Genomic DNA, 26,553 nt, shown 5'->3' with positions numbered 1-26,553 from the left:
GGGATCCACGGCATGAGCCGCGACGGACGCGGCGCGTGGATCGCCTCGCTCGCGATCGCCGCGCTCGTGCTCGCGCCGGTCGTCGCGCTCGTCGTCGAGGCGCTGCGCGGCGACGCCTCGCTGTGGCCGCACCTGCTCGCCAACGTGCTGCCGCCGACCGTGTTCGACACGCTGGCGATGCTCGGCGGCGTCGGCGTGCTCGTGATCGTGCTCGGCACCGGCAGCGCCTGGCTCGTGACGGCATGGGAGTTCCCGGGCCGGCGCGTGCTCGACTGGGCGCTGCTGCTGCCGCTCGCGGTGCCGACCTACATCGTCGCCTACGCCTACGTCGACCTGCTGCATCCACTCGGGCCTGTGCAAGGTGGCCTGCGTGCGATGCTGGGTATCGCCAACCCGCGCGACCTGTGGTTCCCCGAGGTGCGCTCGCTGCCGTCGGCGATCGTGCTGCTCGGCTTCGTGCTGTATCCGTACGTGTACCTGTCGGTGCGCGCGATGTTCCTGCTGCAGTCGGCCAGCCTGCTCGATGCGGCACGTTCGCTCGGCCACGGCGGCACGAGCGTGTTCCTGCGTGTCGCGCTGCCGCTCGCGCGGCCTGCGATCGCGGTCGGCACCGCGCTCGCGCTCATGGAAGCGCTCAACGACATCGGCGCGTCGGAGTTCCTCGGCGTGCGCACGCTGACCATTTCGATCTACTCGACCTGGGTCAACCGCGCCGACCTCGCCGGCGCTGCGCAGATCGCGCTCGCGATGCTCGTCGTGGTCGTCGCGCTGCTGCTCGTCGAGCGCCACGGCCGTCGCCGCCAGCGCTATGCGGTCGCCGCGCAGCGTTCGAGGCGCATGGCACCGCGTCGCCTCGGCGGTGTCGCGCGCTGGGTCGCGCTCGCGCTCGGCAGCGTGCCGGTCGTCGTCGGCTTCGTCGCGCCGACCGCCTACCTCGTGTTCGAGACGGTCAAGCGCGTGCGCTTCGCCGGCCTGCCCCCCGCGCTGCTCGAAGCTGGACTCACGACGCTGTGGCTGGCCACGCTCGCGACGCTCGTGACCGTGCTCGCGGGCATCGTCATCGCGTGGTGCGTGCGCCAGCGTCCGGGTGTGGCCTCGCGTGTGGTCGAGCGCATCGCAGGGCTCGGCTATGCGATTCCGGGCACGGTGCTCGCGATCGGCCTGCTCGGTCCGGTCGGTGCGCTCGACGAATGGCTCGGCGACACGCTCGAGGCGACGTTCGGTATCGTCGTCGGCCTCGTCGTGCTCGGCTCGGGCGCGGCGCTCGTGCTGGCCTATTCGGTGCGCTTCCTCGCCGTGTCGGTCGGCGGCATCGAATCGGGCCTCGCACGCGTGCCGCCGTCGCTCGACCAGGCCGCGCGCACGCTCGGCCGCACGCCGTCGCAGACCTTGTGGCAGGTCGACCTGCCGCTGATCCGCCCCGCGCTCGCGGCCGCCGCGCTGCTCGTGTTCGTGGACTGCATGAAGGAGCTGCCTGCGACGCTGCTGCTGCGCCCGCTCAATGTCGAGACGCTGGCCACGCGGCTGTACGGCGAAGCCGCACGCGGCACCTACGAAGAAGGCGCGATCGCCGCGCTCGTGATCGTGCTGGCCGGCCTGCTGCCGGTGATCCTGCTCGCGCGCGTCGGGCGCGCGCGAGCAGCGGACTGAGCCTCGCGGTTCAACCGATCGCGGCGAGCACCGCTTCGGCCGAGGACACCTTGAACTCGCCCGGTGCCTCGACCGCGAGGTGCTTCACGACGCCATCCTCGGCGTAGAGCGCGAAGCGCCGCGCGCGCAGGCCCATGCCGAATGCGCTCGCGTCGAACTCGAGGCCGAGCAGAGAGGCGAACGCGCCGTTGCCGTCGGCGAGCATGGTCAGCGAGGCGGGCACGTTCTGGCTCTTCGCCCACGCGTCCATGACGAACGCGTCGTTCACTGACATGCAGGCGACGTCGATGCCGCGGGCTTGGAATTCCGGCAGCTGCTCCGCATATCCGGGCAGGTGCCGCGCCGTGCACGTCGGCGTGAACGCGCCGGGCACCGAGAACAGCACCACCTTGCGTCCCGCGAACAGCTCGTCGGTCGTGACGGGCTGCACGCCGTCGCGCAGCGTGTTCAGGATGGCCGCGGGGATGCGGTCGCCGATCTGGATCGTCATTGCGGATGTCTCCGGGAAGGTCGTGCGAAGAAGTGGAAAAAGCGGCCCTTGAAACCCGTTTGGCCGTCCATACGTTTCTGGTCATCGCGGCGCCGCCGGTGCCGCAACCCCATCCAGGAGTGTACCGAATGAGCATTGCCCGCCACACCGCGTGGAACGTCAACCGCGGCATCCAGCGCGACCTGCGCCACGTATTCGAGCGTTTCCTCGGCCAGGACGACGGCGACGCGTCCAACGTGGTGACGAGCCAGTGGGCGCCGCGCGTGGACATCCGCGAGGACGAGAAGCGCTTCGTGATCCTCGCCGACATACCCGGCGTCGACGCGAGCGCGATCGAGATCAACATGGACAAGGGCATCCTGTCCATCAAGGGCGAGCGCAAGGCCGAAACGGGCGAGAACAGCGGCACGTTCACGCGCGTCGAGCGTTCGCAGGGCGCGTTCCACCGTCGTTTCGCGCTGCCCGACAGCGCCGACGCGGAGACGATCACCGCGACGGGCCGCAACGGCGTCCTCGAGATCTCGATCCCGAAGAAGCCCGAAACCACGCCGCGCCGGATTACCATCAACGCCTGATCCGCGGGCGCACGTTCCCGGCCATGCCGGCCTGCGGCGAGCGCGACTCGCCGCAGGCCGTTTTCTTTTCCGGACAAGCCAACGCATGCAGTTCAAGGACTACTACGACATCCTCGGCGTGAAGCCCGATGCCAGCGACGCCGACATCAAGTCGGCGTACCGCCGGCTCGTGCGCAAGTACCATCCCGACGTCAGCAAGGAAGCCGGCGCCGAGGACAAGATCAAGTCGATCAACGAGGCCTACGAGGCACTCAAGGACGGCGAGCGGCGCCGCGCCTACGACGAGCTGCGTGCGGGCGGCTACCGCGCCGGCGACGATTTCCGCCCGCCGCCGAACTGGCAGGGCGGCCGCGGCGGCTTCGATCCGCGCGGCGACGGTGGCGCAGATTTCAGCGACTTCTTCGAATCCCTGTTCGGACGCGGCAGCGCGCGCGGGGCGGGCAGGGCAGGGCCGCGTCGTGGCGCCGACATGCAGGCCCGCATCCACATCGATATCGCGACTGCGTTCGCGGGTGGCCGCGAGCGCATCGCGCTGCGCGACGCGACGGGCGACCGCACGCTCGAGGTGAAGATCCCGGCCGGTATCGAGCCGGGGCGGCAGATCCGACTCGGCGGGCAAGGCCATCCCGGCTCGGGCGGCGGTCCGTCCGGCGACCTGCTGCTCGAAGTCGCGTTCCGCGAGGATCCGCGCATGCGCCTGGAAGGCCGCGACGTGATCGCGACGCTGCCGATCGCGCCGTGGGAGGCCGCGCTCGGCGCGACGGTCAAGGTGCCCACGCTCGCGGGCGAGGTGGAACTGCGCATCCCGGCGGGCTCGGACGGCGGCAAGCGCCTGCGCCTGCGCGGGCGCGGCTGGCCCGGCACGACGGCCGGCGACCAGATCGTCGTGCTCGAGATCCGTACGCCGCGTGCGGAGAACGACGAGCAGCGCGCGCTCTACGAGCAGATGGCCAAGGTGTTCGCGTTCGATCCGCGCCATCCGTGACGGATGGCGCGCCGCTCAGTGGCGCGGCAGGTAGTCGTTGATGGCCTTGGTGAGCTCGCCTTCGTTGACCGGCTTGGTCACGTAGGTCTTGGCGCCCTGGCGCATGCCCCAGACGCGATCGGTTTCCTGGTCCTTGGTGGTGACGAGGATGATCGGGATGTGGCTGGTCTTCGGGTCCTTGGCGAGCGTGCGCGTCGCCTGGAAGCCGTTGAGGTTCGGCATCACCACGTCCATGAGGATGAGGTCGGGCAGCTCGCGCTTGGCCGATTCCACGCCCGCGGCGCCGTCCTCGGCCGTGATCACCTCATGACCGAGCTTCTCGGTGATGCGCTTGAGGCCGATCAGCTGGGACGGCGAATCGTCGACGATCAGTACGCGCGCCATGTCAGTCTCGCAATCCCCGGTGCCGGTGTGGCCACGGCATTCTAATCACATCGTCGAGGCGACGGCCAGCGTGCGCGTCACGCCACGCGTACCACGGTGCGGCCGAACGAGCCGCCTGCGAGCATCGCATCGAACACGCCGGGAAGTCCTTCGAGATCGACCTCGCGTGTCGCGATCGTGTCCAGATGTGCAGGTTTCCATTCGTCGGCCAGAAGCTGCCAGATATCGTCGCGGATCGCGCGCGCGGTGCCGGCCGAGGCGATGCCGAGCAGGCTGACGCCGCGGATGATGAAAGGCATGACCGTGCTCGCGAGCTCGATGCCGGACGCATTGCCGCAGCTCGCGATGTTGCCGTAGGGCTTGATGACGCGGGTCAGGCCCGCGAGCATCTCGCCGCCGACGTTGTCGATCGCGCCGGCCCAGTGCGCGGCCTCGAGCGGGCGCTGGCCCCAGTGCAGGTCGGTGCGTGCGATGCACTGCTTCGCGCCGAGCGCGATGAGCGCGTCGAACTGCTCGACCTTGCCGGTGATCGCGTGGGCGTCGTAGCCGGCGCGCGTGAGTATGTCGATCGCGAGCATGCCGACGCCGCCGGTCGCGCCGGTCACGACGACCGGTCCCATGTCCGGCGTCTGCCCGTTCTGGCGCATGCGGTACAGCGACAACGCCGCCGTGAAGCCGGCCGTGCCGAGGATCATCGCCTCGCGCAGGGTGAGACCGGCCGGCAGCGGGATCGTCCACTTCGCATCGAGGCGCGCGTACTGCGCGTAACCGCCGTCGCGCAGCTCGGAAAGGCCGCTGCCGGTGCACAGCACCTGGTCGCCTTCCTTGAACGCGGGATCGGTCGACGCGGCGACGTAGCCGGCCACGTCGATGCCGCCGTTGAGCGGATGGCGGCGCAGGATCTTGCCCTTGCCGGTGCCCGCGAGGGCGTCCTTGTAGTTGACCGACGAGTACGCGACCTTGACGAGCACTTCGCCCGGCGTGAGCTCGTCGACGCCCATGTCCTGCAGCACGCCACGGTAGCCGGCGTCGTCGTCGTGGATGCGGAAGGCGCGGAACGGCGTGGCGTGGCTCATGCGGTCGGACCTCGTGTCGATGGCGTGCGGCGTCAGGGGCGGGCACGCGGAACGTCGAGCATAGGGCGCCACGCGGCCGCTGCCATACGACGATCGTCAGGAGGGCCGCGCGGTGCCGCGCGACAGGCGGGGAGAAGCGCGGCCGGTCGATCCTCGACCGGCCGCGCAGGCGTCAGTTGGCCTTGTGGATCGCGCGCTTGTCGACCGCCATCGCGGCGTCGTGCACGGCCTCGGAGAGGCTTGGGTGGGCGTGGCAGATGCGCGCGAGGTCCTCGGCGGAGCCCTTGAACTCCATCGCGAGCACGCCTTCGTGGACGAGCTCGGAGACGTTCGCGCCGACCAGGTGCATGCCGAGGATGCGATCGGTCTCGGCGTGCGCGAGCACCTTCACGAAACCGGCCGGCTCGGCCATCGCGACCGCGCGACCGACCGCCGCGAACGGGAAGCTGCCGGCCTTGTACGGCACGCCGTCGGCCTTGAGCTGCTCCTCGGTCTTGCCGACCCACGCGATCTCGGGCTCCGTGTAGATGACCCACGGGATCGTGTCGAAGTTGACGTGGCCCGGCAGGCCGGCGATGAGCTCGGCCACCGCGATGCCTTCCTCGAAACCCTTGTGCGCGAGCATCGGGCCGCGCACGCAGTCGCCGACCGCCCAGATGCCGTCGACGCCGGTGTGGCAATGCGCATCGACCTCGATCATGCCGCGTGCATCGAGCTTGACGCCCGTGCCCTCGGCGAGGAGGTTCTTCGTGGCGGCGCGACGGCCGACCGCGACCAGCAGCTTGTCGACGACGATCGTCTGCTCACCCTTGTCGTCGGTGTAGGTGACGTGCACGCCGTCCTTCTTGACCTCGGTCGCGCTGACCTTGGCACCGAGGCGGATGTCGAGCTTCTGCTTCTTGAACTCGCGTGCCGAGACCTTGCCGACTTCGGCGTCGGCCGCGGCGAGGAAGGTCGGCAGCGCCTCGAGGATCGTCACCTCGGCGCCGAGGCGGTTCCACACGCTGCCGAGCTCGAGGCCGATCACGCCCGCGCCGATCACGCCGAAGCGCTTCGGCACCGCGGTGAAGTCGAGCGCGCCGACGTTGTCGACGATGTGCTCGCCGAACTTCGCGAACGGCAGCTCGATAGAATCGGAGCCCGCGGCGATGATGATGTTGGTCGCGGTCAGTTCGATCTCGCCGCCCTCGTGCTGGGCGACCTTGACGACCTTGTTCGGGTGCAGCACCGCGAAGCCGTAGTACGGCGTGATCTTGTTGGCCTTGAACAGCGAGGCGATGCCGCCCGTGAACTGTTTGACGATCTTGTCCTTGCGGCCGACCATCGTGCCGACGTCGATCGCGGCGTCCTTGGTCGTGATGCCGTGCTCGCCGAAGATGTGGCCGAGGTTCCAGAACTGGCGCGACGAATCGAGCAGCGCCTTGGACGGGATGCAGCCGACGCGCAGGCAGGTGCCGCCGAGCGCGGGCTTGCCGTCCTTGCCGAGCGCGGCGTCGATGCACGCGACCTTCATGCCGAGCTGGGCGGCGCGGATCGCCGCGTGGTAGCCGGCAGGACCGGCGCCGATGACGATGACGTCGAACTTTTCGCTCATTGCATTCGCTCACATGTTGCGTGACGGAGCCGCGCGCCGACGCGCGGCGAAGGCGCGGGGCCGCGACCGAGCGCGGCCCGCGCGGCGTGGCCTCAGAGGCCGAGCAGCATGCGCTGCGGGTTCTCGAGCTGGTTCTTGATGTCGACGAGGAACAGCACCGCGTCCTTGCCGTCGATGATGCGGTGGTCGTAGCTGATCGCGACGTACATCATCGGCGCGGCGACGACCTGGCCGTTCTCGACCACGGCGCGCTCCTTGATCGTGTGCATGCCGAGGATCGCAGACTGCGGCGGGTTGACGATCGGCGTCGAGAACAGCGAGCCGAACGTGCCGCCGTTGGTGATCGTGAACGTGCCGCCCTGCAGGTCGTCGAGCGTGAGGCCGCCTTCGCGGGCCTTCTTCGCGTAGCCGATGATGGCCTTCTCGATGTCGGCGAAGCCCATGTCCTGCGCGTCGCGCAGCACCGGCGTGACGAGGCCCTTCTCGGTCGAGACCGCGATCGAGATGTCCTGATAGCCGTGGTAGATGACGTCGTTGCCGTCGACCGAGGCGTTGATGATCGGGTGGCGCTTGAGCGCTTCGGTTGCGGCCTTGACGAAGAAGCTCATGAAGCCGAGCTTGACTCCGTTGGCCTTCTCGAACGACTCGCCGAGCTCCTTGCGCAGCTTGGCGACCTGCGAGAGGTTGATCTCGTTGAACGAGGTCAGCATCGCGATCGAGTTCTTCGAGAGCATGAGGCGTTCGGCGATCTTGGAGCGCATGCGCGTCATCGCCACGCGCTCCTCGGGACGCGCGCCCGGCGTCGCCACGGCGGCCGGCTTCGCGGCGGCCGGAGCCTTGGCGTGGTTGACGAGGTCTTCCTTGGTCACGCGGCCGTCGCGGCCCGTGCCGGCGACCTGCGACGGATCGATGTTCTCCTGCACGGCGACGCGGCGGCCGGCCGGGGAGAGCTCGTCGACGCCCTTCGGCGCGGCGGCGGCCTTGGCCGGCTCGGCCTTCGGAGCCTCGCTCTTCGCGTCCGCCTTCGCCTCGGTCTTGGCCGGCGCGGCGTCACCCGCGGCGCCCTCGACGATCACGCCGATCACCTGGCCGCTGGTCACGGTATCGCCGGTGTTGAACAGGATCTCCTTGAGCACGCCGTCGGCGGTCGCGGGGACTTCGAGCACGACCTTGTCGGTTTCCAGGTCCACGAGGTTCTCGTCGCGCTTGACGGTGTCGCCGGGCTTCTTGTGCCAGGTGGCGATCGTGGCGTCCGACACGGATTCGGGAAGGACGGGGACTTTGACTTCGAGGCTCATGGGATGTCCTGTACGGCGTTGGCGTAGGGGATCAGGAAAGGGCTGGCGCGGTGGAGCGTGTCACTCGGCGGTCGGCTCCGAACCCATCGGCGCGGCGAGCGCGAGCTCGACGAGTGCCGCCTGTTCGGCGATGTGCGTGCTGAGGTGGCCGGCGGCGGGTGCGGGCGAGCGCGGGCGGCCCGCGTAGGCCACCGTGTGCTTCGGCGTCACGATCGCCTGGAAATGGTGCTTGATCTGGTACCAGGCGCCCTGGTTCATCGGTTCTTCCTGGCACCAGACGACTTCCTTCGCGGCCGGGAAGCGCGCGAGTTCGGCGGCGACCTCGGTGCGCGGGAACGGGTAGAGCTGCTCGACGCGCACGATCGCGACGTCGGCGAGTTCGCGCTTGCCCGCTTCCTCGACGAGGTCGTAGTAGACCTTGCCCGAGCAGAACACGACGCGCTTGGCCTTCTTCGGGTTCTTGACCGTGGTGTCCGGGATCACGAGCTGGAACGAGCCGGTGGCGAGTTCGTCCAGCGTCGACACGGCGAGCTTGTGGCGCAGCAGCGACTTCGGCGTCATGACGACGAGCGGCTTGCGGCACGCGCGCACCATCTGACGGCGCAGCATGTGGAACATCTGCGCCGGCGTCGTCGGCACGCAGACCTGCATGTTCTCGAGCGCGCACAGCTGCAGGTAGCGCTCCAGGCGCGCCGAGGAATGCTCGGGACCCTGGCCTTCGTAGCCGTGCGGCAGCAGCAGCACGAGGCCGCACAGGCGACCCCACTTCGACTCGCCCGACGAGATGAACTGGTCGATGACGACCTGCGCGCCGTTGGCGAAGTCGCCGAACTGCGCTTCCCAGATCACCAGCGTGTTCGGCTTGGCGGTCGCGTAGCCGTACTCGAAGGCCATGACGGCTTCTTCGCTGAGCAGCGAGTCGATCACCTCGACGGTCGCGTCGGCGCGCATCGACGCCAGCGGCATGACGCGGCGGCCGGAGTTCTGGTCGTGCAGCACCGCGTGGCGGTGGAAGAACGTGCCGCGGCCGGCGTCCTGGCCGACCAGGCGCAGGTCGCGGCCGTCGGCGACGAGCGTGCCGTAGGCGAGGTTCTCGGCGTAGCCCCAGTCCATCGGCTGCTCGCCGGCGTGCATCTTGCGGCGGTCCTCGTAGATCTTGGCCACGCGCGAATGCAGCTTGAGATCGTCCGGCAGCTTGAGCAGGCCGCCGCCGATCGTGTCGAGCGTGCGACGCGTGACGCCGGTCTCGGCCACTTCGAAGATGTCGTTGCCGAGGTGGCGCGACCAGTCGACCGCGTAGGGATCGTGGTAGTCGTTGTCGACGCCCGGGATCGGGTTGCCGGCCTCGAGCAGCTTGCGGTAGTCGTCGGCGTAAGCCTGCGCGTCGTCCGCGCCGATCGTGCCTTCGGCCAGCAGCTTCTTGCCGTACAGCTCGCGCAGCGTCGGGCGCGCGCGGATCACCTGATACATGAGCGGCTGCGTCGCGGCCGGCTCGTCGGCCTCGTTGTGGCCGTGGCGGCGGTAGCAGACGAGGTCGATGACGACATCGCGCTTGAACTTCTGGCGGTAGTCGAAGGCGAGGCGCGCAACGAACAGCACGGCTTCCGGATCGTCGCCGTTGACGTGGAACACCGGCGCACTGACTACCTTGGCGACGTCGGTGCAGTACAGCGTCGAGCGCGCGTCCAGCGGGTTCGAGGTCGTGAAGCCGACCTGGTTGTTGATCACGACATGCACCGTGCCACCGACCGCGAAGCCCTTGGCCTGCGACATCTGGAACAGTTCCATCACCACGCCCTGGCCCGCGAACGCGGCATCGCCGTGGATCAGCACCGGCACGACGTGCTGGCGCTCGGCGTCGCGGCGATGGGTCTGGCGCGCGCGCACCGAGCCTGCGACGACCGGGTCGACGATCTCGAGGTGCGACGGGTTGAACGCGAGTGCGACGTGGACCGTCTGGCCCGGCGTGCGCACGTTGGCGCTGAAGCCCATGTGGTACTTCACGTCGCCCGAGTGGGCCGGGTCGTCCGGATGGTCGAAGCGGCCTTCGAATTCGTCGAACAGCTTCTGCGGCGGCTTGCCGAGGATGTTGACGAGCACGTTGAGGCGGCCACGGTGGGCCATGCCGATGACCATGTCCTTGAGGCCGCCGCTGCCGCCGCGGCGCAGCAGTTCGTCGAGAAGCGGGATCAGGCTGTCACCGCCTTCGAGCGAGAAGCGCTTCTGGCCGACGTACTTGGTGTGCAGGTAGCGCTCCAGGCCGTCGGCCTGGGTGAGCTTGCCGAGCAGGTGCTTCTTCTCGTCGGCGCTCAGCGCGTAGCTGCCGCCGGCGCGCTCGAGCTGCTCGTGCATCCACAGGCGCTGCTCGGCGTCGGCGATGTGCATGAACTCGACGCCGATGCTGCCCGCGTAGGTGGCCTTCAGGAACGCGAGGATGTCCTTGAGCCTGGCGCGCTTCGGGCCGCCCAGCGAGCTCGTGTTGAACTCGGTCTCGAGGTCGGCGCTGGACAGGCCATGGAAATCGAGTTCGAGGTCGGGCGCCGACGGACGCGGCAGCAGGCCGATCGTCTCGAGCTGCTCCTTCGGCAGCGTCGTGGCGAGGTCGAGCGGGTCGAGGCGCGCACCGAGGTGGCCGCGCGAACGGTACGCGGTGACGAGCTTGAGCACGCCGGCCTGCTTCTGCGACTGCACGCCGTCGCCGGCGGCCGGTGTCGCGGCGGCACGCGACGGTCCCTGGCGCTGCGCGGCTTCGATGCGCGCGATCGCGTCGGAGTGGGGCTGGTCGTTGGCCGCACCACCCTTGAGGCCTTCGAAGTAGCTGCGCCACGCCGGGGTGACGCCGGCGGGATCACGCAACCAGGCCTCGTAGAGGTCTTCGATGAAGGCTGCATTGCCTCCGGAGAGGGCGGAGGTCGACTTGAACTGCTGCAGCAGGCTGGAAGTCACGCGGGCACCGTACGGGCGAATGTGGAAAGGACGTAAGGGCGGATCCGGCCTGCGCAACGCCTGCTTCGCGCAGGAGCAGGCGGCGGTAGGCACGAAACCTGTGGATTATAGCGGCTGATCACGGATTGTGTTGCGTTGCGTCAGCCTCGTGACAGGTCGCGTCACAGTTCCAGCCGGCGCAGCGCCGCGGCAGGTTCGCTGCGTTCCCAGATCGCGTCGAACTGGGCGAGCAGCTGGGCGGCACGCGCGGGGGCATGGCTGGAGCCTTCGCCCTCGAAGCGCGTGGCGAGGCCGCGCTCGAAGCAGCCCCCACGGTCGTTGACGATGAAGGCGCCGGCGACGAGGCGGTCGATCTCCTCGACCGGCGTGCGGAACGCGAACGTGCTCGACAGGCGCTGCGCGAGCGTGACGAGGCGGTGGCCTTCGCCGGTCGCGCGCCCGGGTTCCTGCACGAGGAGGCGGATGCGCGTCTCGCCACCCGCGAGCGCGAGGCGCTTGAACGCCTCGATCACGTCGGGATCGTCGAGCAGGGCAGGGTCGAGGTCGCGGGTCAGCACCGAGACGGCCCGGCGTGCGCCGGCGAGCACGCCGAGTACGGCCGCGCGCGCCTCGTCGCGGTTCGTCGCGAGCCACGCCTGGGCATCGGGCGAGGTCGGCGGCGCGGCCTCGGGCGGACGCACCGACGGCGCGAGGTCGAGGCGCATCGAGCGGTGCGGGATGCCGCATTCGTCGTACTCGTCGCCGAACGCGACGAAGCCTTCGCGGGCGTAGAACGGGATCGCGTGGGTCTGCGCGTGCAGCTCGACCGCGGGCAGGCGCATCTCGCGCGCGCGCTCGACGAGGCTGCGCAGGACCGCCTCGCCGACGCCCTTGCCGCGCCAGGCGCGCACCACGGCCATGCGGCCGATCGTGTGCAGCGGGGTCAGGCGGCCGGTGCCGATCGGGCGTCCCTGCGGGTCGCGCGCGACCACATGGTGCGAGCGCGCGTCGTGTTCGTCCCACTCCTCGTCCTCGGGAATGGCCTGCTCGACGATGAAGACCTCGGTGCGCACGGCGCGCAGCGCGTCGGCATCGCCGGCCCAGGTCGCGGGCTCGATCGTGAAGCGTTCCTCGATCATGGTGCACTCCTTCGTCGCGGCGGCTTCGTCATCGCGAAGTGGCCGAGGTTGACGAGGTCGAGCAGGCGCGTGCGGTCGGCCTCGGCGAGCGTGCCGACCGCGATGGCGTCGAACGCCTCGTCGGTGCAGGCGCGCACGGCGAACGCGCGCGAGGTCGGCAGCGCGAGCCCGGCGACGAACAGCGTCGCGCCGCGGCCCGCCTTGGCCCAGGCCACCCGCGACCACGGGTTGCGGATCACGGTGGCGCCGGCCGCGAGCCGCTGCGCGAATGTCGCGGCATCGAGCCGGCGTGGCGGTGGCACCGCATCGTGCGCGGCGCGGTAGCGCGTCGCGAAGCCGCCGAACCATTCGCGCAGCGTGGCGTCGTCGGCGGCGAGGGCTTCTTCCAGCGCGGCGCGCACGCGTGCGAAGGCGTCGTCGTCGATCTCGCCGGGTGACGCCGCGGGCGCGATGCCCGGATCGGTGTAGCGGCGTTCCTCGGGCAGGCGCTCGGCGAGGAAACCCGCGAAGTCTGCGGTCATCTCGCCGACCGACGGTGCGCGCATGCCGATCGAGAACGTCAGGCATGGCTCCTCCGCCACGCCGTGGTGCGGCACGCCGGGCGGCAGGTAGAGCATGTCGCCGGGCTCGAGCACCCATTCGTGCGTCGGCGTGAACGCGCGCAGCAGACGCAGCTCGACGTCGTCGCGGAACGCCTTCGGCGCGGCTGGATCGTCGCTGATCGCCCAGCGCCGGCGGCCCATGCCCTGCAACAGGAACACGTCGTACTGGTCGACATGGGCGCCGACCGAGCCACCTTCGACGGCATAGCTGACCATGACGTCGTCGACGCGCCAGCCGGGCAGGAAATCGAAGCGCGCGCGCAGCGCAGCCACGTCGGCATCCCACTTGTCGACGTCCTGCACGAGCAGGGTCCAGTGCGAGGCGGGCAGGGTGCCGAACACCTCTTCCGCGAACGGTCCCTGGCGCAGCGCCCAGCGGTCGCCGCGCGGCTCGTGCACGACGAGGCGCGCGAGCGCGAGCTCCTCGCAGGACAGGCCGGCGAGGTCCTCGGGCGTGAGCGGTGCCTGCATGCCGGCGAACGCACCGCGCACGAGCAGCGGGCGGCGCTGCCACACCTCGGCGAGGAAGCGCTTCATCGGCATGCCGAGCGGCTGGCGCGGTGTCGCCGTGGTCACGAGGGCCGCGTGGGGCGGCAGGGAATCGGTCATGCAGGGTCCATCGGGCGGGGTCGCGCCGCGGATGGCGCGCGTGGGCAATGTGTCATCATAACGCGCTGGCCTGAGCGCATCCCCCACGATGCCGACGATGGTCGTAGCCGCCCGCGCGCGAGCGCACCGATCCGCGAGGACCTGCATGCCGAGTACCGAACCGCGCGGACCGCGGCAGATCGCGCGAGCGATGCTGTGGTCGTTCAAGGGATTGCGCGCCGCATGGACGCACGAGGCCTCGTTCCGCCTCGAGGGTTATCTCTTCATCGTGCTGATGCCGCTGGGCCTGTGGCTCGGCCAGGGCGGTGTCGAGAAAGCGATTCTCTGCGGCAGCCTGCTGCTCGTGCTGTCGGCCGAGCTGCTCAATTCGGCCGTCGAGGCCGTCGTCGACAAGGTCAGCCCCGAGTTCCACGAACTCGCCGGGCGTGCCAAGGACATGGGTTCAGCGGCGGTTTTCCTGCTCATGCTCAACGTCGTGCTGTGCTGGGGCGTCGTGCTCCTGCCGCGCTTCCTCTGACGCCGGACCCGCCGTTCGATGGAACTGCTCGCCGACCCGCAATTCTGGATTGCGTTGTTCACGCTCGCCGCGCTCGAGATCGTGCTCGGCGTGGACAACCTCGTGTTCGTGTCGATCGCGGTGAGTCGGCTCGCGCCGGCGCAGCGTCCTCTCGCGCGCCGCGTCGGCCTCGCGCTGGCCTGCATCACGCGCATCCTGCTGCTGCTCGCGCTGTCGTTCCTCGCCGGTCTCGACGACGACCGCCTCGCGCTGTTCCACGTCGCCGGCCAGACCATCTCGCTGCGCGACCTGATCCTCGTGGGCGGCGGCCTGTTCCTGCTCGTCAAGGCGGTCATGGAGATCCATCAGGAACTCGAAGGCTCGCGCGGCGACGACGAGGAAGGCCGCGTATTCTCGTCGTTCGCGTTCGTCATCGCGCAGATCGCGGTCATCGACATCGTGTTCTCGCTCGACTCGGTCATCACCGCGATCGGCATGGTCAACCAGGTGCCGGTCATGGTCGCGGCGATCATCCTCGCGGTCGCGGTGATGATCTTCGCGGCCAACACGGTCGGCGAGTTCATCGACCGCCACCCGACCATCCGCATGCTCGCGCTGGCGTTCCTGATCCTGGTCGGCGTGGTGCTGATCGCCGACGGCTTCGAGTTCCACATCCCGCGCGGCTACGTGTACTTCGCGATGGGCTTCTCGATCGCGGTCGAGTCGCTGAACCTGTGGGCGAAGCGGCGTTCCGCCACGTCGTGACCCCGTGCCGGGGCGGTGCCGCGTAGAATGCGCGGTCCTGCCGTTCCCTGGACACCTTCGTGGCCGACGATTCGATCGAGTACCCCAGCCTCGTCCTCAAGAAGGGCGAGGACACGCGCCTGCGCGCCGGCCACCTGTGGGTGTTCTCCAACGAGGTCGACGTGCAGGCCTCGCCGCTGTCGGGCTTCGAGCCGGGCCAGGCCTGCGCGATCGTCGACCATCGCGGCAAGCCGATCGGTATCGGCTACGTCAACCCGAACTCGCTGATCTGCGCGCGCCTGGTCAGCCGCGGCCTCGACCATCCGCTCGACCGTTCGCTGATCGTGCATCGCCTCAACGTCGCGCTGTCGCTGCGCGAGCGGATCTACGACGAGCCCTACTACCGCCTCGTGTTCGGCGAATCCGACGGCTTGCCGGGCCTCACGGTCGACCGCTTCGGCGACGTCGTGGTCGCGCAGACGACCACGGCCGGCATGGAGCGTCTCAAGGACGCGATCACCGACGCGCTCGTCAAGGTGCTCGCGCCGCGCCAGCTTTGGTGGAAGAACGACGCCTCGATCCGCGCGATGGAGCACCTGCCGGAGTACGCCGATCTCGGCCACGGCGAGCCGGCCGACGCGCCGATGCTCGTGCGCGAGGCCGGGCTCACGTTCGAGGCCGATCCGGTCGGCGGCCAGAAGACCGGCTGGTTCTATGACCAGCGCCACAACCGCGACCACCTCGCGCCGCTCGTGAAGGGCAAGCGTGTGCTCGACATGTTCAGCTACCTCGGCGGCTGGGGCCTGCGCGCCGCGGCGGCCGGCGCGACCGAGGTCGTCTGCGTCGACGCCTCGCAGGCCGCGGTCGATGCGATCGCGCGCAACGCCGAACGCAACGGCATGGCCGATCGCGTCACCGCGGTGCGTGCCGACGGTTTCGAGTACCTGAAGGCACAGCGCGAGGCGCGCGAACGCTACGACGTGGTCGTGATCGACCCGCCCGCGTTCGTCAAGCGCAAGAAGGACCTCGCCGAAGGCCGCATCGCCTACCGCCGCCTCAACGAGCTCGGCATGCAGGTGCTCGCGCGCGACGGCATCCTCGTGACCTGCTCGTGCTCGTACCACATGCCGCGCCACCTGCTGCTCGACGGCGTACAGCAGGCCGCGCGCCACCTCGACCGCCAGGCCCAGGTGCTCGTGAACCTGCAGCAGGGTCCGGATCACCCGGTCCATCCGGCGATCCCCGAGACCGACTACCTCAAGGGTTTCATCGTTCGGGTACTGCCGGCGTGAGCCGGTCGCCCGCGAGACATCATGGCGGCGCGGACGCCGCGTCCCCATAATGCGCGCGCTGCGCCTTCGCGAATCCTGACATGCCCTTCTTCGTCGATTTCGATCCCGTCGCGTTCTCGCTCGGCCCCATTGCGGTCCACTGGTACGGCATCGGCTACCTGATCGCGTTCGGCGCGTTCTGGTGGCTCGGCGAGCGCCGCCGCCGCGCCGGATTCCTGCCGGTCGGCCCGACCGCGTTCTCGGACCTCGCGTTCTACGGGATGATCGGCGTCATCCTCGGCGGTCGCCTCGGCTACGTGCTGTTCTACGGCACTGCCGAGCTGCTGCGCGATCCGGTGTCGCTGATCCGCATCTGGGAAGGCGGCATGTCGTTCCACGGCGGCCTGATCGGCGTGCTGCTCGCGTGCTGGATCTGGGCGCGGAGGCAGCGCCTGCACTTCTTCGACGTCATGGATTTCGTCGCGCCGCTGGTGCCGATCGGCATCGGCGTCGTGCGCTTCGCCAACTTCACGGGCGGTGAGCTCTGGGGGCGCAAGACCGATTCGGCGCTCGGCATGATCTTCCCGAACGCGTTCGACCACGCCGGCCGCACGCTCGACGAACTGCGCGTCATGGCGGCCGCGGGCCAGCTCGACGGCGAGGCGCGCCATCCCTCCCAGCTCTACGAGATGGCGCTCGAAGGCTTCGTCATGTTCATCGTGCTGTTCGCGGTGTCGATGAGGCCGCGCCGGCGCTTCCTCGTCTCGGGCCTGTTCGCGCTCATGTACGGCAGTTTCCGCTTCGCGGTCGAGTTCGTGCGCGAGCCCGATGCGCAGCTCGGCTACCTCGCCTGGGGCTGGCTGACGATGGGCCAGGTGCTGTCGACGCCGCTGATCCTGACCGGCCTCGTGCTGATCGCGCTGTCGCGTCGCGCGCCGGTGCTCGAGCGCCGCGTCGTCGAGGATCCGCCGAAGGCGGAGTCGACCTGATGCGCCAGTACCTCGACCTTCTGCGCCACGTGCTCGAGCACGGCACGATCAAGGCCGATCGCACCGGCACCGGCACGCGCAGCGTGTTCGGCTGGCAGATGCGCTTCGACCTCGCGCAGGGCTTCCCGCTCGTCACGACCAAGAAGCTGCACCTGCGCTCGATCATCCACGAGCTGATCTGGTTCCTGCGCGGCGACACCAACATCGGTTATCTCAAGGACAACGGCGTCGGCATCTGGGACGAGTGGGCCGATGCCGACGGCAACCTCGGCCCGGTCTACGGCCAGCAGTGGCGCTCGTGGGCCTGCCCGGACGGCCGTACGGTCGACCAGATCGCGTGGGTCGTCGACGAGATCAGGCGCAATCCCGATTCGCGCCGCCTCGTGGTCAGCGCGTGGAATGTCGCCGACCTGCCGCGCATGGCGCTGCAGCCCTGCCACACGATGTTCCAGTTCTACGTGGCCGAGGGGAAACTCTCGTGCCAGCTCTACCAGCGCTCGGGCGACATCTTCCTCGGCGTGCCGTTCAACATCGCGAGCTACGCGCTGCTCACGCATATGGTCGCGCAGGCCTGCGGGCTCGGCGTCGGCGATTTCGTGCACACGTTCGGCGATGCGCACCTCTATGCGAACCACGTCGAGCAGGCGCGCGAGCAGCTCTCGCGCACGCCGCACGCGTTGCCGACGCTACGTCTCAATCCCGACGTGAGGTCGCTGTTCGACTTCCGCTTCGAAGACGTCGCGATCGAGAACTACGTGGCCGACAAGGCGATCCGCGCACCGGTGGCGGTGTGATCGCGCTCGTCGCGGCACTGGACCGCGCGCACGCGATCGGCTTCGACGGCGCGATGCCGTGGCACCTGCCCGACGACCTGCGCCGCTTCAAGGCGCTCACGCTCGGCAAGCCCGTGCTCATGGGCCGGCGCACCGCCGAATCGATCGGCCGCCGGTTGCCGGGCCGAACCAACCTCGTGCTCACGCGCGGCGATACCGCGCCGTACGAAGGCCAGCTCGTCGTGCGCTCGCTCGACGACGCGATCGCGCATGAGGGTGAAGCGCTCATGGTGATCGGCGGCGGCGAGGTCTACGCGCTCGCGCTGCCGCAGGCGACCCACCTTCACCTCACGTGGATCGACACGCTCGCGCCGCAGACCGATGCGTGGTTCCCGCGCTTTGATGCATCCGAGTGGACCGTCACCGCCGAGGCCACCCACGCGGCCGATGCGAAGCACGCGCACGCGTTCCGCTTCGTCGACTACGTGCGCCGCACGTAGCCAGCGCAAAGCCTGGGGTCAGGTTCATTTTTCCTGTGCAGTCTTCGGTCGACCGACCATCCGCTCGAGGAAAAATGAACCTGACCCGGGTCGCGGACCCCGGTCGCGCGTCGAACGCGTAGGGCGGAACCGCCGCAGGCGATTCCGCCGTGGCGGGCGTCGTCGCCACATGCTTGCGCAGGCTGCTGCGCACCACTACGCATGGCGGCGGAATCCGCTGCGCGGGTTCCGCCCTACCGAAGCTGATGCGGCCCGTTGTGGATACGGTCTCACCGAAGCCGCCGCAAGCGCATGCATGGGCACGTGATTCCGCGGTGAAGCGTTGTGGTGGAGTGAGGGGTGTCGCTGACGTCATGCCGACTGGCGGAATCCGCTCTGCGGGTTCCGCCCTACCAGAGAAACGCGTCACGCATAGGGCGGAACCGCCGCAGGCGTTTCCGCCGTGGCGGGTGTCGTCGCCACATGCTTGCGGAGGCTGCTGCGCACCACTACGCATGGTGGCGGAATCCGCTGCGCGGGTTCCGCCCTACAAGAGAAACGCGTCACCTGTGACGTGGACCGCCGTCCCGTCAGTCCGCGTCCTTGCCGGCCGGGGGCGGTCGGTCGGATTTGATGTCGACGACGTAGGGCTTTTCCTCGTCGAGGCGCAGCGCGGTCAGCGCACCGCCCCAGACGCAGCCCGTGTCGATCGCGTAGACGCCGAGGCCGGCGAACAGGCCCAGCGTCGACCAGTGGCCGCAGACGATGCGCATCTCGCGCTTGGCCTGGCCGGGCACCTCGAACCACGGGTACACGCCGGGGCGCTGCGTACCCGGTGCGCCTTTCTCGGCGAACGCGATGCGACCGCGCACGTCGCAGAAGCGCATGCGCGTGAGCACGTTGATGCCGGCACGCAGGCGCTCGATGCCGCGCAGCTTGCCGGACCACGTGTCGGGCTTGTTGCCGAACATCTGGCGCAACAGGCGGCGGTAGTCGTCTGCGCGCAGGCGCGTCTCGATCTCGCGCGCGACGCGCTCGGCCTGCTCGATGTCCCAGCGCGGCGCGAGGCCGGCATGGATCATCGCGAAGCCGAGTTCGCGGTCGGCGTGCAGGAGCGGGCGGTGGCGCAGCCAGTCGAGGATCTCCTGGCGATCCGGTGCGAACAGCACCTCGCGCAGCTCAGGGTTGACCCGCGCCTGCTCCTGCTCGGTGCGCACCGATACGGCGAGCAGCGAGAGGTCGTGGTTGCCGAGCGTGACCACGGTGCGTTCGTTGAGCGAGCGGATCAGGCGCAGCACCGCGAGCGACTCGCCGCCGCGGTTGACGAGGTCGCCGCAGAACCACAGCGTGTCGCGCGCGGGATCGAAGCGGATGCGGTCGATCAGACGCGCCAGCTCGTCGTGGCAGCCCTGGATGTCGCCGATCGCCCAGGTCGCCATGTCAGCGGTTCGGTCGCGTGCGCCGCGCGGGAGCGCGCGGCATCAGTGCAGCGTCCTCGGGATCGACAGCACGAACGAGGGGATGTCCGCCTCGAAGCGCGTGCCGTCGTCGGCGACCATCTGGTAGCTGCCGCGCATCGTGCCGACCGCGGTCTCGAGGATCGCGCCGGAGGTGTACTCGTAGCCCTCGCCCGGATCCATGTGCGGCTGCTCGCCGACCACGCCCTCGCCGCGCACCTCGCGCACCTGGCCGTTGCCGTCGGTGATGATCCAGTGGCGGCTCAGCAGGCGTGCGGGCATGTCACCCTCGTTGCGCAGGGTGATCGTGTACGCGAACACGTAGCGGTTGTCGTCGGGGCGCGACTGGTCGTCGACGAAGCGCGTCTCGACATGCACCGCGATGGCGTGGGATTTGCGGGGACTCATGCGCACGATTGTCCGGTAGCGCGCCGTGCGCGGCAAGCCGCGCCGCAGCGCTCAGGCCTCGAGTTGGCGCGCGAGGGCGACGTAGGCCTCGGGCGCGAGCTGCTCGGCGCGCGTGCGCGGATCGATGCCGGCGGCCTCGATGCGGGCGACGTCGACGACGCCGTCGAGCGCGTTCGAGAGCGTCTTGCGGCGCTGGCCGAATGCGGCGCGCACGATGCGCTCGATCGCCGCGGCGTGCTCGACCGGACGCTCGGCGCGCGGTCGCGGGATCAGCCGCACGACGGCCGAATCGACCTTCGGCGGCGGCCGGAACGCCTCGGGCGGCACCGGCAGCAGCGGCTGCACGCGGCAGGCCAGCTGCAGCATCACGCTGAGACGGCCGTAGGTCTTGCTGCCGGGCGCGGCGGCCATGCGGTCGACGACCTCCTTCTGCAGCATGAAGTGCATGTCCTCGACCGCGTCGAGATGGTCGATGCAGTGGAACAGGATCGGCGAGGAGATGTTGTAGGGCAGGTTTCCGACCACGCGCAGCGTGCCGCCCGCGGCCAGCGCAGTGAAGTCGACCGTGAGCACATCGGCGTGGATGACCTCGATGGGGCCGATGCCTTCGCCGAGCGCGGCGAGGCGCGGGGCGAGATCGCGGTCGAGTTCGATGACGGTCAGCGCCTGCGCCTTGCGCAGCAGCGGCACCGTGATCGCACCTTCGCCGGGACCGATCTCGACGAGGCGCTGGCCCGGCACCGGCGCGATGGCCTGGACGATGCGCGCGATGATGTTGGCATCGCTCAGGAAGTGCTGGCCGAAGCGCTTGCGCGGGACGTGCGTCTCGCCGGGGAAGGAACGGTTCAAGGCGTGGGGTCCGAGGTCGGGGAATGGTCGTCGGCGATCTGCGCGAGCAGCCAGGCGCGGAAGCGCTGCATGGCCGGTCGCATCGTCGCCGTCGCGGGATGGACGAGATGGTACGCCGAGCGCGCGGGCAGGCGCTGCACGAACGGTTCGACGAGCATTCCCGCGCGCAGCTTGTCGGCGACCAGCGAGCTGCGCGCGAGCGCCACGCCCTGGCCGCGGATCGCCGCCTGCAGGGCCAGCTCGGTGTCGTCGAACACCGGCCCGCGCAGCGGTGCCTCGACGCCGAGGGCCGAGAACCAGTGCTCCCACTCGCGGCTCTTGAGGCGCAGCAGCGGCACGCCGAGCAGCGCGTGCACGTCGCGCGGCAGGTCGCCGTCGCGGAAGCGCGGGCTGCACACGGGAAAGATGTCGTCGTCGAGGATCTTCTCGCAGGCCAGCCCCGGCCACGGGCCTTCGCCATAGCGGATCGCGAGGTCGACGCCGTCGGCGCCGAAATCGGCGAGACCGCGGCTGCTCTGCAGGTTGAACTCGATGTCGGGGTTGCGGCCGAGGAAGTCGCCGAGGCGTTCGACCAGCCAGGCCGAGGCGAACGACGGCAGCACGCTGACCGTGAGCACGTGGCCGGCGCCGCGCTCGCGGACGCGCTGCACGGCGGCGCCGAGGTCGTCGAGCGCGACGCGCACGTCGCGGGCGAGCTGGCGGCCGTTCTCGGTCAGCTGCATCTGGCGCCCTCGGCGTTCGAACAGCTGCACGCCGAGGTCGTCCTGCAGCAGCTGCACCTGGTGGCTGACCGCGCCGTGCGTCAGGTGCAGCTCGGCGGCTGCGCGCGTGTAGTTTTCGTGCCGGGCAGCAGCCTCGAACACGCGCAGCGAACGCAGCGGCGGCAGACGCCTCGGAACGGTCATCGGTCAATCCAGCTCACGGATACGGCCAGAAAATAACGCTATTTCAAGGTTCGATCCACTCGTAAAATGTGAGCCTCGTTTCCATCAGGCCACCTGCCGCGGTGTGCCTGGCCTCCCTCCGGAAATCCGCCATGTCCGCGTCGTCGCTGTTCCGCCTCGTCCTGCTCGGCATGATCTGGGGCGCCTCGTTCCTGTTCCAGCGCATCACCGTGCCGGCCGTCGGCGCGCCGTTCACGGCGGCTGTGCGCCTCGCGCTCGCCGCGGTGATGCTGGTCGTGCTGCTGCGCCTGCTCGGCCGTTCGCTCAACCTGCGCGCGCAGTGGCGCGACTGGCTCGTGCTCGGCACGATCAACTCGGCGGTGCCGTTCCTGTGCTTCGCGTTCGCCGCGCGCCATCTGCCGGCTGGCTACCTCGCGGTGATCAACGCCACCGTGCCGCTGCTGACCGTGCTGTTCGTGTGGGGCCTGCTGCACCAGCGGCCGTCGGCGACCAAGCTGCTCGGCGTGATCGTCGGCCTCGCCGGCGTCGCCGTGCTCGCGCGCTACGGCAGCGTCGCGCTCGATGCGGCGACCCTCGGCGCGTTCGCGCTCGCGCTGACCGCAGCGTCGCTGTACGCGTACGGCGCGCTCTACATCCGTCGCCGCCATGCGGGCAGCGATCCGCTCGTGCTTGCCGGTGCGAGCCAGCTCGGCGCCGCGCTCGTGCTCGCGCCGCTCGGTGCGTGGGCGATGCCCACGGTGATGCCGGCGCCGATCGTCATCGTGTCGCTGCTCGTGCTCGGCCTGCTTTGCACGGGCCTCGCCTATGCGCTGTACTTCCGCCTGCTCGCCGACATCGGCAGCGAGAAGGCGGTCAGCAACACGTTCCTCGTGCCCGTGTTCGCGCAGATCTGGGGTGCGCTGTTCCTGCAGGAACACCTCACGGTCGCCGGCGCGGTCGGTTTCGGCCTCGTGTTCGTCGCGATCGCGCTCGTGCTCGAACTCGTGCCGTGGCGGCGCCGCGGTATCGCCGCCGCGCGCTGAGGCGGCGCGCGCGAACGCGATGACGTTCGCGTTCGCGACGCCTCCCTCCGCGCGATCATGCCGGCGCCGGCGATCCTCCGGCGACACCGGGGCGCGGGCATGCGGGGATTCCACGGACGATTCGCGCTGGCCGGGCTGCTCGCGTTCGCGACAGGCGCCTCGCCGGCCACGGCGACCGAGCTCATGGGCGTCAACCTCGCCGGCGCCGAGTTCGGCGGACAGTCGTTCTGGCCCAACGCGTCCGAGGTCGCGTACTTCCGCGGCAAGGGCATGAACGTGTTCCGTGTGCCGTTCACGTGGGAGCGCCTGCAGCCGGCGCTGAACGGTGCGTTGGACACGACCCAGTTGAATGCACTGACCACGTTCGTGACCCAGGCTACCGCTGCCGGTGCGACAGTCATCCTCGATCCGCACAACTACGCGCGCTACAACGGCCAGGTGATCGGTTCGGCAGCGGTGCCGCGCGCGGCGTTCCAGGATTTCTGGCGTCGTCTCGCCACCGTGTTCCGCGACAACCCGCGCGTCGCGTTCGGGCTCATGAACGAGCCGTACTCGATGGCGACCGAGGATTGGCTGCTGGCCGCGAACGCGGGCATCGCCGGCATCCGCGAGGCCGGCGCGACACAGCTGATCCTCGTGCCCGGCAACGCCTGGACCGGCGCGCACAGCTGGCTGTCGAACTGGTACGGCACGCCGAACGGCACGGTCATGGGCGGCGTCGTCGATCCGCTCGACCGCTACGCCTACGAACTGCACCAGTACTTCGACGGCGATTCCTCGGGCACGTCGGCGACCTGCGCGACGGGCGCGGGCGCGAACCGGCTCAGCGCGGTGACGGGATGGCTGCGCGCGCGCGGCAAGCGCGGCCTGCTCGGCGAATTCGCGGGCGCCGACAACGCGGCCTGCCGCACGTCGATCGAGAGCGCGCTCGACTACATGGACGCGAACCGCGACGTCTGGCTCGGCTGGACGTGGTGGGCGGCGGGTCCGGCCTGGGGCAACTACATGTACTCGCTCGAGCCGACGTCCAACTACACGGTCGACCGTCCGCAGATGGCGTGGCTGCGGCCGTACCTCGACCGCATCCTCGCGAACGGTTTCGACTGACGCCGTGCTCGTGCCGTGCGGACGGGCACGCGCGTGGCGTGCCCGCCCATTGGAACCTCAGCGGCCGTCCATGCCGTCGATGAACAGCACGTCGCGCGGCATCGGCATCGGCACGCGGATCGTGTCGACGCGGAACTTCGCGTGGCGCTTCTCGGCGAGGTCCTTGGCGACGATGCCGTCGGCGTACCACACGGTCTCGCCGTTGTCGGCGACGAGCTGCAGCACGGTCTGCGCGCCGAATGTCGCCGGCACCTCGACCAGAGACTCGTAGCTGCCCGTGTTGCCGGTCGTGGCGAGGTCGTAGGCGAGCGGGAAGGTCTGGCCTTCGGCGCGGCCGTCCCAGCCGAACAGGCGGAAGTTCGACGGCGCGATGCCCGTGGCGACACCAGGCGGACCGGCCGTGACGACGTAGTCGCCGTCGGCGTTGCGGTCGATGCTGCGCACGCCGCGGCCGCCGAGGTCGAGCAGGATCGGCGTGCCGAACGTGGCCGAGCCGGCCGGCAGCGAGCCCGGCGTCGCACCCGTGACGAGCGCGTCGAAATCGAGCACCGGCACGAGCAGCGCATGCGTGCGCGCGGCGATCGGCAGCAGCGGCGCGCGGAACGCGAGGTAGACCGTGTCGCCGTCCGGCGCGAGCACGAGGCCTTCGATGTTGAAACCGTCGACGAGGTCGGGGCTCATGCCGACCGCGGTCGCGGCGGCGAAGCCGAGCGCGTTCGCACCGAGGCCGTGGCCGTTCGCGGCATCCCAGGCGAGCAGGTCGGTGCGCAGGTGGTCGTAGCGGCCCGCGTAGGCGAGCGAGGCGAGCGCACCGCGGCCGGCGAGGTCGGTCGCGAACACGCGCTGGCGGTTCGGGCGCAGCTCGCCGTCCTTCGAGTTGCCGTGCGAGCCGATCCAGTACAGGCGGTCGCCGCGGCGCGCGACGGCTTCGAGGTCGACCTCGCGCGGCTGGCCGCCGCTGGTGTCGGTGAGGCCGAGCGAGCTCGTGAAGTCGAAGCCGGTCAGGGCGAGGCCCGAGCGGTCGCGTGCAAACAGGCGCAGCACCTGGCCTTCATCGTCGGCGACGAACATCGTGGTCGCGTCGACCGCGGCCGTCGCCGAAGCGTCGCTGGAGCCGGTCGGGAACGTCGCGTCGGCCGGAACCGGTGCCGCGGCCGAGGCTGCGTAGCGGATCACGTAGGTCGCGAGGTCGCCGGTCGGCGTCGCCGCGCGCACGCTGATATCGGCGTGGCCGACGCCGTGCGGCACGATGCGCAGCTGGCGCGCGTCGCCTTCGCCGGTCAGCAGCAGGCCGGTCGCGTCGACGACCTCGGCACGGCTGCTCGTCACGCTGACCTCGATCGCGCCGACGTCGCCGCCTTCGCCCGGTGCCACGGTGAAGCCGATGCCGACCGTCGCGAGCGGATCGGTCGGATCGCCGATGACGCCGCTGGCCGCACCGCTGCCGTTGACGGCGAGGTCGAGGTGGATCGAGGTCGTCGCGGCGTCGACGGTCAGCACCGGCGCGCCCGGCGTGCCGACGCAGGGATCGTACGTGCGCACGACGCGCGCGCTGGTGCCAGGGCTGGCGAGGTCGAGGCCGAGCGAACGGCGCGAGTCCTCGGCATCGTCGAGCGTCGAGGCGACCCACCCCAGGATCGTGTCGGAGCCGAGTGCCGAAGCCGGCGCCCAGGCGCTGACGTTCTGCGTGCGGAACGAGCCCGGGAACGTCTGGTCGCCGTAGGCGAGGCGATCGACCGGTTCGCCGTCCGCGTCGTAGAGGTGGATGACGTCGTTGCGGCCGAGGCCGGCCGGGTTCATGCCGATCACCTTGACGCCGTCGCAGAGGCCCCAGGCGGTGCGGAACGCGTCGGCAGCGACGTCGGTCAGCAGCACCGACTCGCCGGCCTGCAGGCTGCCGAATGCGCCGAGCGGCACGCTGCCGGGCAGGTTGCTGTCGTCGTCGAAACTCCAGCCGGCCATGTCGACGGGCTGGTCGCCGACGTTGGTGAACTCGATGAACTCGCCGTCAGTACCCTGGTACATGTATTCGGTGATGCGCACGATGCCACCGAGGGTCACGCAGGCCGAGAACGGATGCGCGGCGCGCGTGCTGAGGCCCGGGCTGCCGAGGTCGCCGCCTGTCGAGGTGCGCGAGTCTTCGGCATCGCCGAGCGTCGAGGCCACCCATGCGAGCACGTTGTCGCCGCCGAGCGCCGAGGCCGGCACCCAGGCGCTGATGTTCTGCGTGCGGAACGAGCCCGGAAACGTCTGGTCGCCGAACGCGAGGCGATCGACGAGTGCGTCGTTGCCGTCGTAGAGATGGATCACGTCGTTGCGGCCGAGGCCGACTGCCGTGTTGACGACGATGCGCGTCTCCGCGCACAGGCCCCAGGCCTTGCGGAACGCGTCGGCGGGCACGTCGGTCATGATCACCGACTCGCCGGGACGCACGACGCCGAAGTCGCCGAGCGGGACCGTGCCGGGCAGGGCGCTGTCGTCGTCGAAGCTCCAGCCGCTCATGTCGATCGGCGTCTCGCCGACGTTCGTGAACTCCACGAATTCGCCGTTCGCACCCTGGTACATGTACTCGGTGATGCGCATCTGGGCGTGCGCAGTGCCCGCGAGCAGCAGGCTGCATGCGGCCAGCGCAGCGCGCCGGCATCGGCCGTGTCGATTCATGGTGGGATCCCCGTCAGGCAAGCGCGCCGCCGTCGCGGAGGCGCATCGGGGCGGCAGTCTCGGGA

24 protein-coding genes are annotated in these 26,553 nt (G+C 70.0%); 11 read left to right on the top strand and 13 right to left on the bottom strand.

The annotated features are described in order from the left end of the window. Positions 1–12 precede the first annotated feature (12 nt). Positions 13–1,650, top strand: coding sequence for an ABC transporter permease (locus tag ACQQ2N_RS21005; RefSeq protein WP_440223529.1), 1,638 nt, complete (start codon positions 13–15; stop codon positions 1,648–1,650). Positions 1,651–1,660: 10 nt separating this feature from the next. On the opposite strand, the gene ACQQ2N_RS21000 is transcribed toward ACQQ2N_RS21005, so the two are convergent. Then, complete coding sequence (locus ACQQ2N_RS21000) at positions 1,661–2,140, bottom strand: peroxiredoxin (protein ID WP_440223528.1); 480 nt, start codon at positions 2,138–2,140, stop codon at positions 1,661–1,663. A gap of 128 nt (positions 2,141–2,268) precedes the next feature. On the opposite strand from ACQQ2N_RS21000, the gene ACQQ2N_RS20995 reads away from it, so the two are divergent. Both ACQQ2N_RS20995 and ACQQ2N_RS20990 read left to right on the top strand, forming a co-directional pair. Then, positions 2,269–2,715: an Hsp20/alpha crystallin family protein gene (locus ACQQ2N_RS20995; RefSeq protein WP_440223527.1), complete on the top strand. Its 447-nt coding sequence runs from the start codon at positions 2,269–2,271 to the stop codon at positions 2,713–2,715. Between the two features lie 85 nt (positions 2,716–2,800). Continuing rightward, complete coding sequence (locus tag ACQQ2N_RS20990; RefSeq protein ID WP_440223526.1) at positions 2,801–3,700, top strand: DnaJ C-terminal domain-containing protein; 900 nt, start codon at positions 2,801–2,803, stop codon at positions 3,698–3,700. Positions 3,701–3,715: 15 nt separating this feature from the next. Here the strand turns inward: ACQQ2N_RS20990 and ACQQ2N_RS20985 are convergent, their stop codons facing one another. The 7 genes from ACQQ2N_RS20985 to ACQQ2N_RS20955 form a co-directional block, all read right to left on the bottom strand. Next, positions 3,716–4,084, bottom strand: coding sequence for a response regulator (locus ACQQ2N_RS20985; RefSeq protein WP_440223525.1), 369 nt, complete (start codon positions 4,082–4,084; stop codon positions 3,716–3,718). 77 nt (positions 4,085–4,161) lie between these two features. Continuing rightward, positions 4,162–5,160, bottom strand: a complete 999-nt coding sequence (locus ACQQ2N_RS20980) for a YhdH/YhfP family quinone oxidoreductase (RefSeq protein WP_440223524.1) — start codon at positions 5,158–5,160, stop codon at positions 4,162–4,164. 172 nt (positions 5,161–5,332) lie between these two features. After that, the gene (lpdA, locus tag ACQQ2N_RS20975) at positions 5,333–6,754 is read right to left on the bottom strand and encodes a dihydrolipoyl dehydrogenase (RefSeq protein ID WP_440223523.1); all 1,422 of its coding nucleotides are present in this window, start codon (positions 6,752–6,754) and stop codon (positions 5,333–5,335) included. Positions 6,755–6,846: 92 nt separating this feature from the next. After that, complete coding sequence (gene odhB / locus ACQQ2N_RS20970; protein ID WP_440223522.1) at positions 6,847–8,052, bottom strand: 2-oxoglutarate dehydrogenase complex dihydrolipoyllysine-residue succinyltransferase; 1,206 nt, start codon at positions 8,050–8,052, stop codon at positions 6,847–6,849. Between the two features lie 60 nt (positions 8,053–8,112). Further along, positions 8,113–10,998 carry a 2-oxoglutarate dehydrogenase E1 component gene (locus ACQQ2N_RS20965; RefSeq protein WP_440223521.1) on the bottom strand — a complete coding sequence of 962 codons (2,886 nt, stop codon included), beginning with the start codon at positions 10,996–10,998 and terminating at the stop codon, positions 8,113–8,115. 161 nt (positions 10,999–11,159) lie between these two features. Continuing rightward, complete coding sequence (locus tag ACQQ2N_RS20960; protein ID WP_440223520.1) at positions 11,160–12,116, bottom strand: GNAT family N-acetyltransferase; 957 nt, start codon at positions 12,114–12,116, stop codon at positions 11,160–11,162. Next, the gene (locus tag ACQQ2N_RS20955) at positions 12,113–13,327 is read right to left on the bottom strand and encodes a JmjC domain-containing protein (protein ID WP_440223519.1); all 1,215 of its coding nucleotides are present in this window, start codon (positions 13,325–13,327) and stop codon (positions 12,113–12,115) included. The genes ACQQ2N_RS20960 and ACQQ2N_RS20955 overlap by 4 nt, the downstream gene beginning before the upstream one ends. A 145-nt stretch (positions 13,328–13,472) precedes the next feature. Between ACQQ2N_RS20955 and ACQQ2N_RS20950 the strand changes: the two genes are divergently transcribed. The 6 genes from ACQQ2N_RS20950 (at position 13,473) to ACQQ2N_RS20925 (ending at position 18,100) form a co-directional block, all read left to right on the top strand. Further along, positions 13,473–13,844: a diacylglycerol kinase gene (locus ACQQ2N_RS20950; protein ID WP_440223518.1), complete on the top strand. Its 372-nt coding sequence runs from the start codon at positions 13,473–13,475 to the stop codon at positions 13,842–13,844. Between the two features lie 18 nt (positions 13,845–13,862). Beyond that, on the top strand, positions 13,863–14,588 hold the full coding sequence (locus ACQQ2N_RS20945; RefSeq protein WP_440223517.1) for a TerC family protein: 726 nt from the start codon (positions 13,863–13,865) through the stop codon (positions 14,586–14,588). A 59-nt stretch (positions 14,589–14,647) separates the two neighbouring features. Beyond that, a complete protein-coding gene (locus tag ACQQ2N_RS20940; protein WP_440223516.1) occupies positions 14,648–15,859 on the top strand; it encodes a class I SAM-dependent rRNA methyltransferase in 1,212 nt (403 codons plus the stop codon). 80 nt (positions 15,860–15,939) lie between these two features. Then, the gene (gene lgt, locus ACQQ2N_RS20935) at positions 15,940–16,827 is read left to right on the top strand and encodes a prolipoprotein diacylglyceryl transferase (protein WP_440223515.1); all 888 of its coding nucleotides are present in this window, start codon (positions 15,940–15,942) and stop codon (positions 16,825–16,827) included. Then, the gene (locus tag ACQQ2N_RS20930) at positions 16,827–17,621 is read left to right on the top strand and encodes a thymidylate synthase (protein ID WP_440223514.1); all 795 of its coding nucleotides are present in this window, start codon (positions 16,827–16,829) and stop codon (positions 17,619–17,621) included. Before lgt ends, ACQQ2N_RS20930 begins: the two co-directional genes overlap by 1 nt. Next, positions 17,618–18,100 (top strand): dihydrofolate reductase, encoded by a 483-nt coding sequence (locus ACQQ2N_RS20925; protein WP_440223513.1) that lies wholly within the window; start codon positions 17,618–17,620, stop codon positions 18,098–18,100. Before ACQQ2N_RS20930 ends, ACQQ2N_RS20925 begins: the two co-directional genes overlap by 4 nt. Before the next feature lie 569 nt (positions 18,101–18,669). Here ACQQ2N_RS20925 and ACQQ2N_RS20920 read toward each other — a convergent pair. Genes ACQQ2N_RS20920 through gcvA form a run of 4 tightly spaced genes read right to left on the bottom strand, consistent with a single transcriptional unit; the run spans position 18,670 to position 21,698 of the window. Beyond that, positions 18,670–19,518, bottom strand: a complete 849-nt coding sequence (locus tag ACQQ2N_RS20920; protein ID WP_440223512.1) for a symmetrical bis(5'-nucleosyl)-tetraphosphatase — start codon at positions 19,516–19,518, stop codon at positions 18,670–18,672. A gap of 42 nt (positions 19,519–19,560) precedes the next feature. After that, entirely contained in the window at positions 19,561–19,944 is a 384-nt protein-coding gene (gene apaG / locus ACQQ2N_RS20915) for a Co2+/Mg2+ efflux protein ApaG (RefSeq protein WP_440223511.1), read from the bottom strand. A gap of 51 nt (positions 19,945–19,995) precedes the next feature. After that, positions 19,996–20,793, bottom strand: coding sequence for a 16S rRNA (adenine(1518)-N(6)/adenine(1519)-N(6))-dimethyltransferase RsmA (gene rsmA / locus ACQQ2N_RS20910; protein ID WP_440223510.1), 798 nt, complete (start codon positions 20,791–20,793; stop codon positions 19,996–19,998). Then, positions 20,790–21,698 carry a transcriptional regulator GcvA gene (gcvA, locus tag ACQQ2N_RS20905; RefSeq protein ID WP_440223509.1) on the bottom strand — a complete coding sequence of 303 codons (909 nt, stop codon included), beginning with the start codon at positions 21,696–21,698 and terminating at the stop codon, positions 20,790–20,792. Before gcvA ends, rsmA begins: the two co-directional genes overlap by 4 nt. Before the next feature lie 131 nt (positions 21,699–21,829). Between gcvA and ACQQ2N_RS20900 the strand changes: the two genes are divergently transcribed. Together ACQQ2N_RS20900 and ACQQ2N_RS20895 are read left to right on the top strand one after the other, a co-directional pair. After that, the gene (locus tag ACQQ2N_RS20900) at positions 21,830–22,720 is read left to right on the top strand and encodes a DMT family transporter (protein ID WP_440223508.1); all 891 of its coding nucleotides are present in this window, start codon (positions 21,830–21,832) and stop codon (positions 22,718–22,720) included. 99 nt (positions 22,721–22,819) lie between these two features. Continuing rightward, on the top strand, positions 22,820–23,827 hold the full coding sequence (locus ACQQ2N_RS20895; RefSeq protein ID WP_440223507.1) for a glycoside hydrolase family 5 protein: 1,008 nt from the start codon (positions 22,820–22,822) through the stop codon (positions 23,825–23,827). 57 nt (positions 23,828–23,884) lie between these two features. Here the strand turns inward: ACQQ2N_RS20895 and ACQQ2N_RS20890 are convergent, their stop codons facing one another. After that, on the bottom strand, positions 23,885–26,488 hold the full coding sequence (locus ACQQ2N_RS20890; RefSeq protein ID WP_440223506.1) for a lamin tail domain-containing protein: 2,604 nt from the start codon (positions 26,486–26,488) through the stop codon (positions 23,885–23,887). Between the last annotated feature and the right edge of the window lie 65 nt (positions 26,489–26,553).

This window comes from Dokdonella aquatica (genome assembly GCF_051987395.1).
Lineage (GTDB): Bacteria > Pseudomonadota > Gammaproteobacteria > Xanthomonadales > Rhodanobacteraceae > Dokdonella.
The sequence above is the reverse complement of the archived record's forward strand: the minus strand, read 5'-3'. Positions and strand labels throughout refer to the sequence as shown.